Below are 12491 nucleotides of genomic sequence, written 5' to 3' on the forward strand. Positions count from 1 at the left end.
AAGCTGAAGCTTGCGCTTCAGCCCCAATCCTGAAATACCTTGTTACAGTCAGTTGTCTTCAGCTCATCCTTATTTTTTTTCTGCCGTGTCTCGCATTTGTACAGGATAACGTTCGCCCACTATTTTAATATTTGCTAATGTAATATTGATTTTGTTTAATTCATCGTTAGACAATAAGATGTCTGTACCGCCAATATTTTCTTGCAGGCGATGTAATTTTGATGTACCCGGAATTGGGACAATGTAAGGCTTTTGTGCCAACAACCAGCCTAACGCAATTTGTGCAGGGGTGGCATTTTTATCTGTCGCAATGGAAACAACCAAATCAACTAATGCTTGGTTGGCTTCTCTGTTTTCTTTGCTAAAACGTGGAGACATGTTTCTTGCATCAGTCTTCGCCAGCTCTACATCTGCGTTTATTGTTCCTGTCAAAAATCCTTTGCCTAGTGGACTGAACGGCACAAAACCAATTTCTAATTCGTCCAATGTCGGAATGATTTCATTTTCGGGATCACGATAAAACATTGAGTATTCGCTTTGTATGGCCGCTACAGGTAAAATAGCGTGTGCCATGCGGATGGTGTTGGCATTTACCTCACACATACCAAAATGCTTTACTTTCCCTTCCTGTACTAAATCCTTTACTGCACCTGCTACATCTTCAATCGGTACGCTAGGGTCAAATCTGTGCTGATAAAACAAATCAATCACATCTGTTCTCAATCTTTTCAAGGAGGCCTCTGCAACAGCTTTTATATTTTTAGGGCTGCTGTCTAGTCCCAATCTGCCATCGCCGTCCTTAAAACCGAATTTTGTTGCAATTACAACTTCTTTACGCAATGGTTCAAGTGCTTCCCCGACCAAAAGTTCGTTTTCCCCATAGCCTTGTGCGGTGTCGAAGAAAGTAATGCCGTTTTCTACTGCCGAACGAAGTAGCTTTATACTTTCTTCTTTCGTAGGCGCATTTGGGAAGCTTAATCCCATACAACCAAATCCTAATGCGGAGACTTCTAATCCGCTATTTCCCAATTGTCTTGATTTCATTTTCTTTGACTTTAAATTTGATAGCACAAAGTTGGCTCAATAAAAATTGAAACCATTTGCCATTTGACAAAAAGTGATTTCACCGGATATTTTTTCTAATCCGGCTCAGTGAGGATTGTGTAACACCCAAATAAGAAGCGATGTAGGACAATGGAACGCGATTAACCAACGTTGGAAATTTGTCAATAAAGTCAACATAACGTTCAGTTCCGTCCTGGGAAACCAACTCGCTTCTTCTTGTAATTTTCTCGCTGTGATGTTTAGTTATTATTTTTTGGATTATAGTATCCCAACCAATAATCGTGGCGGAAATGTCTTTCCAATTTTGTTTTGAAAAAACAACTAATTTGCAATCCGTAATGGCCGACAAATATTCAGAAGGCATAAAAACTTCATCAACTGTGTTTCCTGATAAAATCAAATGGTTTTCATCCACAAAGTAGCGTGTAATTTCTTCGCCCTTATTGTTGTAATAGTAAACACGAAGAACGCCCGATGTAATAAAGCCGATTTGTTTAACTGCTTTTCCTGCTTCCCAATAGTATTCGTCTTTGCGAAGTTCCATTTCTGTCGCCTTGCCTCTAATGAGGTCAACTTGCTGTTTGTTCAAATTGCCAAACTGTAAAATGTATTCAATAAACTCATCCATTTTGCAAAATTAGAAATTGTTATTTGTTGAGTATTTGTCATTTGGTAAAAAAGTGCTGGTATGTCCATTTTTCACATTGACTGCTAACGGTTCTTACAAGCTTGCCTTCATCTAATTTTGGATTTGCTAAATTCTGCTCAATATTCCAAATACCACCATTAATTTTTTTGCTGGAATTTGAGCCTGTTTATATTCTTCTTTTTTTTCAAAACCAATATTTAAGTAAGCGAGCGCATAGCTCATGATATATTTCTTCTGATTCTGCTTAATGATGAAGGGGTAATGCCAAGATAGGATGCTATAAAAACCAAAGCGACCCGGTTAGCAATTCCAGGGTATCTTTCCAGAAAAGTCCGATACCTTGTGGCAGCATCTTCAGCAATCAATGGACTAATTCGTTGAATTTTTTGCAACAAGCCTTTTGGTGTTATTTTAGCAACGATGGCATCCCATCCTAAAATGGTAAGAGAGAGATTTTCCCAGCTCTTTTTTGAGAAGACCAAAAACTTGCAGTCCGTAACCGCCTGCACATATTCTGATGATGGAATCCTGTTATCAAAACTATTAAGATCAACTACAAAATTATCCTCATCAATAAAGTAGCGGGTCACATCCTCTCCATCCTTATTGTAATAGCTTACTCTAATTACCCCTTCGAGAATGAAACCAACCTGACTGGCCACTTTTCCTGCTTCTGAGAAATAATCGCCCTCATACAGTAGTAATTCAGTTGCATGCTTCTTGACCAAAGAGATCTGTTGATCATTCAGGCTGCCAAAGTGTAATAGATAGTTTATAATTTTTTCCATATGATGTTAATCAAAATAATGATTAAAGTAAGGTGAGCATTAGCTGCAATTTATATTAATAATTAACCGTTGATCAGTTCAATACTTGAGTTCCATAGTTCTGTCTGATACTTTTCATTATAAGAATCAGTTGAGGATTTAGTAACCTCTCCATTTGAAAAATATACTCCATTAAGGTCAGCATACTTTTTTGAGTATGCAAGGTTTGCTAGCCGGCTTCCAGATAATACTGCTGTGTTGGTGTTTTTCTTGAATTGGGTAAGAACAGGCATGATGTTATTCCATACAAATCTTAATATTGCTGGATAATTCTTAGCTAGTCCAGTGCCTGGAACCATACCAGGATCAAATGCATTAACCCTTATCCCAAGAGGTGCTGATTTTTCATGAAAGAGGTAGGCGGTCATTACATTACATAACTTAGAGGTTGAATAGCGCCTTTGACCAACAGTCGTTGCTTTCTCCGTAGTTTTTGTAGGAAAAGCAAGCTCACGGCCACTGGTGCAAACTGGTGGTTCAGTTCCGGTCTTTGTCAATGGGTCATGTGTATCACTAGCTGTGAAAGTAACGCTCGCACCACTGGTCATGTAGGGGGTGAGCAATTGTGTAAGGTAAAACCCACCTAAATGATTTGTTCCAAAAGTAATTTCAAATTCGTCCTTTGTGTACGCTGTTTCACCAATATTTTGCAGTCCAGCGTTATTTATTAAAGTAGATATCTCCTTGTGGTCAGTCTTTGAAAACGCTATTTCAAAGTCTCTGATTGACTGAAGTGAGGCAAGGTTAAGCTCCATGCACACTAAACTTGGATGCCCGGTCTCTTTTTTTATTTTTTCGGCAGCCAACTTTCCAGCTGTCGTATTTCTACAGGCTATTATGATAGACTCTTTAGGAGCTAATTTAGCCATTTGCATTGCACATTCATAGCCTATTCCGCTATTTGCGCCTGTAATGATAATCGATTTCATTTTCAATTTATTTAGAGCACAAAGGTGTGTTCTAAATAGGTATCGGGACTTGTCATATGACAAAAGCGAACGTTACTACGCTTTTTATTATTTCGTAATAATTATCGAAATTCCCTCGTTTAGTGATAATCTAAATTAGCGAATTCAAAAGAGAACCTAATTCTATAAAATCCTAGTTGAGGTTTTCACAATTATCATAAACCCATTTCATTAATCAAAATCATTTTTAGGTTTTTGATGATGAGTTTTTGATAATGAAAAATGGCCATTATTCGGGTAAAAATCACTAGGAAAGTTTGCATATGCGAGTAAGAAGCATTTCAAAAAACGAGGATATAATGAGAGTGGTTAATATGGCATAATTAAAAAATACTTGCAGGTTTTAATTATATATCGTAATATTGCAATACATAGTTATGGGACTTACAAGAACAGAAATATTCAGCACCGAACAGAACCAATTGGCAACTTTATTAAAAGCGTTGGCCCACCCTGCCCGTATCGCTATTTTGCAGAGGATCCTTGCTTCTAATACCTGCATCTGTGGCGACTTGGTAGAAGAATTGGGTTTGGCACAGGCTACTATATCCCAACATTTGAAAGAATTAAAGACTGCTGGAATTATTCAGGGTACCATTGAAGGGGTAAGTGTTTGTTACTGAATTGATCCGGTAACTTGGAAATTAATAGAGACTCGAATAGGCGCTTTTTTAGGCGCTTACAAACAAGAAGCTGACTGTTGTTAGTTTTTTTAAAGGTTAAATCAATCGTTAAATTGCAATATTAAATATACCGTTATGAAACTATCAGAAATTAAACAAATCCTGGCTAAAAGAGAAAGTGTTAATTTTAAACTTGAGAACGGGCAGGTTGTGCCTGAACACTTCCATGTTACCGAAGTTGGTGTAATCACTAAAGATTTTATTGACTGCGGAGGCACTGTACGCCATGAGAAAGTAGCAAATTTCCAACTTTGGGATGCCAATGATTTTGAGCACCGTTTGAAAGCAGGAAAATTATTGAACATCATTTCTTTGTCTGAGCAGGTTATCGGTATCGAAGATCTTGATATAGAAGTAGAATATCAGTCTGAAACCATAGGTAAATATGACCTGGCCTTTGACGGGGATAACTTTGTTTTAACCTCAAAAACGACTGCTTGCCTTGCCATGGACAAATGCGGCATTCCGGCAAAAAAAGAAAAAGTTGAAATGGTAAACCTGGCAAGTGACGCAAATGCGTGTACTCCAGGTGGTGGCTGCTGCTAAATAAAAAACATGGGCATTAGAATTTTAGTTCTTCCAGATTGGGAGCAGGTTAAATCTATTTATGAAAAGGGAATTGCAACTGGCAATGCCACTTTTCAAACCACTGCCCCAACCTTTGAGGAATGGGACGATTCACATTTAAAAACTTGTCGCTTTGTCCATGATCATAATGGTATTGTGCGTGGATGGGCAGCATTAACTCCTGTTTCTTCCAGATGCGTTTATGCCGGGGTTGCAGAAGTGAGTGTGTACGTTGATCCGGCATTCAGTGGAAAAGGTATTGGATCTGATCTCCTAAATCAATTGGTCAAGGCAAGTGAACAGGAAGGCATCTGGACTTTGCAGGCTGGAATTTTCCCTGAAAATGCATCAAGCTTAAAAATTCATGAGAAAGCTGGTTTCAGGATCCTTGGCATTCGGGAAAAGATTGGAAAACAACATGGCACCTGGCGGGATACCGTACTATTAGAAAGAAGAAGTCAAACTATAATTTAAAGAGAATTGAAAAACATACTAGTCCTGTGTACAGGAAATAGCTGCCGAAGCCAGCTTGCTGAAGGGTATCTGCGTCATTTTGCAGAAGGTAAAGCCAATATTTATAGTGCCGGGATTGAAACCCATGGTGTAAATCCAAAAGCGGTGCAGGTTATGGCAGAAGACCACATCGACATTTCAGTCCATACCTCAAACCACGTGGATGAATATCTCTCGATTCCTTTTGATGCAGTGATCACCGTATGTGACAATGCAAACGAAGCCTGTCCCTATTTTCCCGGCAAGGTAGAACGCTTTCATCAGAACTTTCCGGATCCCGCAAAAGCAACAGGAACGGATGAAGAAATCATGGACGAATTCAGAAGGGTCAGAGACCTGATCAAAATGTATTCTGCTGATTTATCAGCAAACATATAACAAGGGAATTGTAATGAGTGCAAATAATTGTGCCCCTGTGGCCGAACGAAAGAAATTAGGTTTCCTTGACAGGTACCTAACTTTATGGATCTTCATAGCAATGGCTCTTGGGGTGAGCATAGGTTATTTCGCACCTTCATCCTCCGGTTTTATCAATTCCTTTTCCAGTGGCACCACAAACATTCCTTTAGCCATTGGACTGATCCTGATGATGTACCCTCCGCTTGTAAAAGTGAGTTATGAAAAAATGGGTGAAGTATTCAAAGACACTAAAGTATTAAGCGTTTCGCTGATACTAAACTGGGTAGTTGGGCCATTACTAATGTTTTTCTTGGCCATCATTTTTTTAAAAGACTATCCGGAATATATGGTTGGGCTCATCCTGATTGGACTTGCCAGGTGCATTGCCATGGTGGTGGTCTGGAATGAACTTGCTGAAGGAAACCGGGAATATGCAGCGGGACTAATTGCCTTGAATAGTATTTTCCAGGTATTATTATATAGTGTATTTGCTTATATCTTCATTACAGTACTACCTCCTTATTTTGGATTGAAAGGCCTGGAAGTACATATTACCATTGGCGAAATTGCTAAAAGTGTCGCGATCTATTTAGGGTTGCCCTTTGCGCTTGGAATCATTTCAAGATATGCGCTGATCAGTCTTAAGGGAAGAGATTGGTTTAATAATGTCTTCGTACCTATGATTTCGCCCATTACCCTTATTGCTTTACTTTTCACCATTGTGATCATGTTTAGTTTAAAGGGAGAACTGATCGTACACATTCCTATGGATGTGGTTAGAATTGCCATTCCACTAGTCATTTATTTTTCCATCATGTTTGTCATGAGCTTTTTTGCAGGACGTTATTTTGGTGCAGATTATTCCAAGAGCGCTTCTATCGCATTTACGGCAACCGGGAACAATTTTGAACTGGCCATTGCAGTAGCCATTGGGGTATTTGGAATCAATTCAGGTCAGGCCTTTGCCGGAGTTATCGGACCTTTAGTAGAAGTTCCTGCACTGATCGCCCTGGTGAACCTTGCTTTTTACTTTAAAAAAAAATACTATCCCTCCAAGCCCTTTGAAACCATACAATAATGAAGATTGCACTTTTTTCGGATGTACATGCTAATCTACCGGCTTTTAAGGCTATGTTGGAAGACTTAGACAAACAGGGTCCAGATGCTGTATACTGCCTTGGCGATTTGGTAGGTTACAACGTGTGGCCAAATGAAGTTATTGCTGAAATTAGAAGGCGAGGTATAGCTACCCTTGCCGGAAACCATGACTTAAAAGTAGAAAACCTGATCACTACTCCCCAGAGCTTAAGCGAGCCTAGTAAAAAGTATGCTTACCACTTAGTTGAACAACATCATCGGGATTATTTGTTGACGCTCCCTGCACACATCAGACTGGAATTTAAGCAAGGCAGTGAAAAATTAAACGTCATAATGGCTCATGGCAGTACCAGGAGCGTAGATGAATATACGTTGTTTGATACCGAAGAAAAACAGGTGCTAAAAATGATGGAAGAAGCAAATGCTGACCTATTATTTGTCGGCCATTCTCATAAACCCTATCACCGGATAATGGAAAGCAGTGTCGGTGTTTTTAAACATGTAATCAATTTAGGTTCGGTTGGAAAACCAAAGGATGGAGACGTGCGGGGGTGTTATGTCCTGCTGACCATCGACAAAAGCAGTTCTGTTTTAGATCCAGAAAGTATTAAAGTAGAATTTAGAAGAGTCGCTTATGACCTTGACAAGGCTATTAAGGGAATACTAGAAAGTCCTTTACCAGATGAATTTGCGCAAGTATTAATAGAAGCTAGATAACAAGTAAGCCTATTAAAAAACGGTCAATTTTGATAAAGATTTTGATGGTTGCCTTCAATTTGTATTATTAGAACTTCCTAAAAGGATTTATAAAGTATGTATTTCATTACATTTAATGGAAATGTTTAATTTAGATTATACAGTAGAATTATTTTATGAAAGACTACTTCAAATTTAGAGATCCATTTGATAAAAGCCCGCACAAGTTTGAGATCGGTAATCCAATTAAGTTTGACAGGAAAAAAGGAGATAATTTTTTCTTTAAGAAATTCTTCAGTCTTGAATTTGAAGAATATGCAGAATACTATCAGTTCCATCTTGATTGGTTTGTTCTTAATAATGACAATACCGAAAAAGAATTTTTTACGCATGTTTTAGATAAAATCGATGACCAAATTATCCATTATCATAAAAAAAGCATAGTGGCTTTGGATACAATTACGGGCCTCGATGCGTTAAGAAAATTTAAAGATGTTGTTGGAAAGTTTGACAAATGGCACATCAAAAAAGGCCTGGAAACAGTTGTCTCAGAAAAGGATATTGAGATATTAAAGCTTAAAAAAGAAATTCTACTCTTAAAAAAGCAAATCAAATTACTAAGCCGTTACGAGCCAGATCAGAAAATAAGACTGCTGGATGGTAATCTGACCCAATTGATTGATTTGATAAAGCAAATTCAGGAACTCGAAACGCCGGATGGTAAAAAATTAGCTCGCTCACAATCCCAAAGTCCCTGGTATAAAATGATCGGCAGATACTTTCAGCATGGAGAAAGTGAGATTTCGCTTGAGACGCTTCGAAATTACTTTCCTGCCAATAAAATCGGGAAGCTGATTAAGGGCTCTGATGTATCAGAATCAAACAAACTCTTCAAAATCATCCCGATTAACTCCAATCCATAAGACAAAACGGTTTTGATTTGACCAAACCAATTTAATGGTCATATAAAATGCCCTTTTCTGATTCAATTTCGTACTGGCAATGTCGCCAACGTAATTGAATCTTATGTCTATAGAAATTATGACCAAATCTGATCTGATGAATTTCAAATCAGATCTATTTAAAGAACTTAAGACTTTTCTGGCTCCAGAAAAACCCGCTGATAAAAAATGGCTTCGTAGCAATGAGGTCAGGAAATTACTGGGCATATCCGCTGGAACTCTTCAAACCCTTAGAAATAACCGAACGCTCAGTTTTACCAAAATTGGTGGGACCATGTATTACAGCATGGAGGAAATCAACAAAGTCTTGCAGTTTCCAAAAAAGCCTAATATTCTGAAATGAAAATGGGTACACCACTAACAATCTTTCTGTGCAAGGCAGCGGAAGACCAGGTGATCTCACCCACACATATCAGTCTCTTCACATCAATCGTTCAGTGCTGGGCGAGTGGTGGCCGGATGAATCCGGTCGTGGTCACCAGGAAAAAGCTAATGAGGATTTCAAAGATCAGATCAACCAGCACTTACCATAAGTGTATCACGGATTTATCCAGGTCAGGTTACATTACTTATCTGCCATCTTTTAATCCATCAGGGAGTTTGATTCTTTTAAATAAATAAAGTTATATGAATCGATTTTCTGAGCAGGGGGTTTTTAAAAACTTTGAGGGAGCAAGTTTATGTTTTTGTTACCACAAAAACCTTTTTCCCGGGGAAAAAGAACTTGCTTTCCGCTCCCGATGGTCTCAGAAAGTGGCTGCCGCCATAAAGACCTAAATAAGATTAGTATGGAAATTCGACCAAAGAGAAAAGGTGGAAGACCACCAAAGAAAATAAAAAGACAAAGTATGGTCAGATTGCGGTTGACCGTCTCTGAGCGATTTCTTTTTGAGCAAAAATCAAAGCGTGCCGGAATGGGCATAAGTGATTTTATAAGGCATTCGGTAATGTCATCCAAGGTTATGACCAGATTTGGCGAAGCGGAAATCTCTGCCCATAGGGTACTTGCAGGTATGGCAAACAATCTAAATCAGCTGACGAAAAAAGCCCATCATTTGGGCCTCCTGATTATGGCTAGGCGCTGTCAGGATCTGATTTCGGAGATTGAAGATCATATGAAGACAATGAATGATTTATGATTGGTAAAATAACATCGGGAAGGAGTTTTGGTGGCTGTGTGCGCTATGTAGTTCAAAAGGATACAGCAAGAGTGCTTGATGGTTTGGGCATCAGGACCGCTGACGTGGAAAGGATGATTGCAGATTTTAATTTTCAGCGTTCCGCAAATCCGGATCTAAATAAAGCGGTAGGTCACATTTCCCTAAATTTCAGCGAGCAGGATAAGCTGAAGCTAACTGATGAAAAAATGCTTGAAATAGCAAATGAATACCTTGATAGGATTGGCATCAAAGATACGCAGGTCCTTTTTGTCAGGCATAAAGATAAATCTCATCCGCATGTACATTTAGTATATAACCGGGTCTCAAATTCGGGTAAGACCATTTCTGATAAAAACCTGTTTCATAAAAACGCGAATGTATGCCGGGAACTGACCAAAGCCCATGATTTATTTTTAGCAGCCGGCAAAATGCATGTAAACAGACAGGCACTCAAGGGGGCTGATAAGGTTAAGTATGAGATTTTTGACCAAATCAAACATGCGAAAGCCGTTACAAAAAATTGGGTAAACTTTGAGCAGGCCCTAAAAAGTCGTGGGGTGGAAATTATTTTCAAATACAATGGCAACACCCAGGCGATTCAAGGACTTTCTTTTAGCAAGGATGGCTATTTGTTCAAGGGGTCCGAAATTGACAGGTCGCTAAGTTATGGTAAGCTGAATGCCGAATTTAATGTAATAGCTTTAGATACCTCCAATTTTCCGGCAGGGACAAAAGAGCCCTCTACCAAGCCGAATTTGGTTAACGAGATTCGTAATCATATTCAATTTGGACATACCGGCACCTCCGTGCTGGAGGTTTTGCTGCAATCGGAGCTTCCCACCCTTGCCACTGAACCGGAGCCATTTATTAAACGAAAAAAGAAATCCCAGGCTAAGGGCAAAAGCCGGGGAATGAGTAGGTAATTAAATTAAATGAGATGAAAACAATTGAGCAATCATTAGACAATTTTGGAGAAATTTTGGAGGCCTTGGCAACTCAAAGCAAAGCGCTAGAAGATAATGTCAGGACATTAATCAATACCAAACCTGCTGATTATGGTGATGATTTCAAAAAGGTATTACAGGAGTTAACTGATGTCAATGGAAAATTAGACCGGGAGGATTTAAAAGCTATGTTGGTCAGTTTAAATCGGAAAATAGAAAAAGTGCCGGACATCATTCCAGTTAAACATCACCATTATCTTGACAAGAGTAGTAAGGGTTTGGTTATAGGAATTTTTACAGGCCTTTTGTTCATAGCTGTCCTAACAGGTTTAAGCGCATATATACTCAACCGAAATGCAAGCCTGGCTTTGGATAGCGATAAGCTTTTATATTTAAGGGCATATAATCCTGAATATTTAATGCGGATAGACCTTGGGTTTGTATCCTCAAGGGATAGCCTGGTTAGGGTTGCAAAAGAGATCATACTAAACCAAGAACAACTGCTGCAGGCGGAGCAGACCCTTAGAAACAAAGAGGTTGAACTCAACAAAGCGCGATTACTCAAGAAGAAGATTGAACAGAGGCGACAAAAAAAATAAAAATCAAAGATATAAATTTTGGCCATCCCTCATTTGTGGCCTATCTAAGCCGTACACACCATCCACCTCGTTCCGATTTTGTATCTACGCAAAAAAGTAATTGGTGGTATGTGGCTAAATAAGCTAAGAAAGGGTAAATTGTTGTACCGTTTCTTAGCTTATCTTTCAATTAAACTTTAAAAAATAGTAATCATCTGGTCATACCATGTCCCTTATCCATATCATTGTTGCGATCACGGTTAAGCCCAAGGCCCGGCCGTTCGCCAGAAATGGTTTTAGCCGCAAGACTAAACTCATTCGAGATACTAATTAATTTGTTTGCGACTTTCTCCCATTGAAGTTTTCCATCCAGGAGATCTATGGGTACCTCCATATCGATTTGCTGATGATAGGCGACAGACCGGTTAGCCATGTCAACTGTTACATTGGGATATTTTTGGCGGTAATAATCGAGCATTTCGGAATAGTTAAGTTTTTCAAGCAGGTAATATAAGTCTACAAAATCTTTAATGCGTTCACCGCTTCCGACAATGGCATTTAATTTCATAGCAGCAATGTCCTGCAATGATGCCATTCGGATATCCTCTACATTGTCAAGCGGCTCCACATGGGGATAGGGATGCGTGATAAAATCCACCTTGACACCGTCAATCAAACCCATCAGGGCACCCGAACCGATGACCCTTAAATTTGAGCCATAATTCCACAGGATGTGATCCTGCAACAAGTTAGGATCGAATTTTTCTAGCGAGAACAAATCAATGTCAATGGATATCCTATGTCCGATTTTTAGCGATATTGCGGTCCCGCCCACCAGAAAAAATTGTTCCAGCTTAGTATCATCCATCAATTTCTGGATTAGATCCAGTGTTTCTCTTGTAACTGTGTTTTTGTATAACATTTCAGTTGGTTTTTAGTCAACCGGAAATATTTACATACTTTGTCTATTATTAATTCAGGTAGGTACCCGATTTCATTTTTCAGTGTGTCCACGATTTTCTCTTGACCATAGAATCTTAAAAGCTCCTCCCAATCAATTTCTTCGCCCCTTGTTATCACTCTTTCAATAACAATTCGATAAGAACGCTGCCAATTGATGTTGGAATGCTTCATATCCCAGAACAAGCTCTTAGGGAGTTCCGGCCTTGACAGTTTAGTTAAAATTGGTTTACGCTCGATTCTTATTTGGTCATTCTCAAAAGGCTCTTTCTTTTTCGACAAGTAATTGCTGATGGTATGATAACTATAATCTGGATAACTATCACAGAAGTTCTTGAGACTGGAAAAAACATCGAATTCCAACCCAGTAAATCTTTTCCACTGAACCAGTATAACCCGTGCTTGTCTTGTGCCTTTCATCA

17 protein-coding genes and 1 pseudogene are annotated in these 12491 nt (G+C 38.9%); 12 read left to right on the forward strand and 6 right to left on the reverse strand.

What is annotated here, in order from left to right:
- Positions 1–69: 69 nt before the first annotated feature.
- The 4 genes from ASG14_RS00410 to ASG14_RS00425 all read right to left on the reverse strand — a co-directional run bounded on the left by ASG14_RS00410 (position 70) and on the right by ASG14_RS00425 (position 3470).
- On the reverse strand, positions 70–1044 hold the full coding sequence (locus ASG14_RS00410) for an aldo/keto reductase (RefSeq protein WP_056869104.1): 975 nt from the start codon (positions 1042–1044) through the stop codon (positions 70–72).
- A gap of 79 nt (positions 1045–1123) precedes the next feature.
- The gene (locus ASG14_RS00415) at positions 1124–1693 is read right to left on the reverse strand and encodes a Crp/Fnr family transcriptional regulator (protein WP_056869105.1); all 570 of its coding nucleotides are present in this window, start codon (positions 1691–1693) and stop codon (positions 1124–1126) included.
- Between the two features lie 239 nt (positions 1694–1932).
- Positions 1933–2502, reverse strand: coding sequence for a Crp/Fnr family transcriptional regulator (locus ASG14_RS00420; protein ID WP_056869106.1), 570 nt, complete (start codon positions 2500–2502; stop codon positions 1933–1935).
- Between the two features lie 62 nt (positions 2503–2564).
- Positions 2565–3470 carry an SDR family NAD(P)-dependent oxidoreductase gene (locus tag ASG14_RS00425; protein ID WP_056869107.1) on the reverse strand — a complete coding sequence of 302 codons (906 nt, stop codon included), beginning with the start codon at positions 3468–3470 and terminating at the stop codon, positions 2565–2567.
- Positions 3471–3886: 416 nt separating this feature from the next.
- On the opposite strand from ASG14_RS00425, the pseudogene ASG14_RS00430 reads away from it, so the two are divergent.
- The 12 genes and pseudogenes from ASG14_RS00430 to ASG14_RS00480 all read left to right on the forward strand — a co-directional run bounded on the left by ASG14_RS00430 (position 3887) and on the right by ASG14_RS00480 (position 11130).
- A pseudogene (locus ASG14_RS00430) lies at positions 3887–4216 on the forward strand (ArsR/SmtB family transcription factor).
- 51 nt (positions 4217–4267) lie between these two features.
- The gene (locus tag ASG14_RS00435) at positions 4268–4738 is read left to right on the forward strand and encodes a DUF6428 family protein (protein WP_056869108.1); all 471 of its coding nucleotides are present in this window, start codon (positions 4268–4270) and stop codon (positions 4736–4738) included.
- A 9-nt stretch (positions 4739–4747) separates the two neighbouring features.
- Positions 4748–5233 (forward strand): GNAT family N-acetyltransferase, encoded by a 486-nt coding sequence (locus ASG14_RS00440; protein WP_056869109.1) that lies wholly within the window; start codon positions 4748–4750, stop codon positions 5231–5233.
- Between the two features lie 6 nt (positions 5234–5239).
- Complete coding sequence (locus ASG14_RS00445) at positions 5240–5650, forward strand: arsenate reductase ArsC (protein WP_056869110.1); 411 nt, start codon at positions 5240–5242, stop codon at positions 5648–5650.
- A gap of 13 nt (positions 5651–5663) precedes the next feature.
- The gene (gene arsB / locus ASG14_RS00450) at positions 5664–6749 is read left to right on the forward strand and encodes an ACR3 family arsenite efflux transporter (protein ID WP_056869111.1); all 1086 of its coding nucleotides are present in this window, start codon (positions 5664–5666) and stop codon (positions 6747–6749) included.
- Positions 6749–7486, forward strand: a complete 738-nt coding sequence (locus ASG14_RS00455; protein ID WP_056869112.1) for a metallophosphoesterase — start codon at positions 6749–6751, stop codon at positions 7484–7486. Before arsB ends, ASG14_RS00455 begins: the two co-directional genes overlap by 1 nt.
- 155 nt (positions 7487–7641) lie before the next feature.
- On the forward strand, positions 7642–8388 hold the full coding sequence (locus tag ASG14_RS00460) for a hypothetical protein (RefSeq protein ID WP_056869113.1): 747 nt from the start codon (positions 7642–7644) through the stop codon (positions 8386–8388).
- Positions 8389–8524: 136 nt separating this feature from the next.
- Positions 8525–8770, forward strand: coding sequence for a helix-turn-helix domain-containing protein (locus ASG14_RS00465; RefSeq protein ID WP_235528470.1), 246 nt, complete (start codon positions 8525–8527; stop codon positions 8768–8770).
- Positions 8767–9048 (forward strand): hypothetical protein, encoded by a 282-nt coding sequence (locus ASG14_RS20130; RefSeq protein ID WP_157274804.1) that lies wholly within the window; start codon positions 8767–8769, stop codon positions 9046–9048. The genes ASG14_RS00465 and ASG14_RS20130 overlap by 4 nt, the downstream gene beginning before the upstream one ends.
- 167 nt (positions 9049–9215) lie before the next feature.
- Positions 9216–9566 carry a plasmid mobilization relaxosome protein MobC gene (mobC, locus tag ASG14_RS00470; RefSeq protein ID WP_162238697.1) on the forward strand — a complete coding sequence of 117 codons (351 nt, stop codon included), beginning with the start codon at positions 9216–9218 and terminating at the stop codon, positions 9564–9566.
- Complete coding sequence (locus ASG14_RS00475; RefSeq protein ID WP_056869116.1) at positions 9563–10510, forward strand: relaxase/mobilization nuclease domain-containing protein; 948 nt, start codon at positions 9563–9565, stop codon at positions 10508–10510. The genes mobC and ASG14_RS00475 overlap by 4 nt, the downstream gene beginning before the upstream one ends.
- A gap of 14 nt (positions 10511–10524) precedes the next feature.
- The gene (locus tag ASG14_RS00480) at positions 10525–11130 is read left to right on the forward strand and encodes a hypothetical protein (protein WP_056869117.1); all 606 of its coding nucleotides are present in this window, start codon (positions 10525–10527) and stop codon (positions 11128–11130) included.
- A gap of 190 nt (positions 11131–11320) precedes the next feature.
- On the opposite strand, the gene ASG14_RS00485 is transcribed toward ASG14_RS00480, so the two are convergent.
- Both ASG14_RS00485 and ASG14_RS00490 read right to left on the reverse strand, forming a co-directional pair.
- The gene (locus tag ASG14_RS00485; RefSeq protein ID WP_056869118.1) at positions 11321–12031 is read right to left on the reverse strand and encodes a nucleotidyl transferase AbiEii/AbiGii toxin family protein; all 711 of its coding nucleotides are present in this window, start codon (positions 12029–12031) and stop codon (positions 11321–11323) included.
- Complete coding sequence (locus ASG14_RS00490) at positions 11989–12489, reverse strand: hypothetical protein (protein ID WP_056869119.1); 501 nt, start codon at positions 12487–12489, stop codon at positions 11989–11991. The genes ASG14_RS00485 and ASG14_RS00490 overlap by 43 nt, the downstream gene beginning before the upstream one ends.
- Positions 12490–12491: the final 2 nt, after the last annotated feature.

This window comes from Pedobacter sp. Leaf194 (genome assembly GCF_001423945.1).
Classification (GTDB): Bacteria; Bacteroidota; Bacteroidia; order Sphingobacteriales; family Sphingobacteriaceae; genus Pedobacter.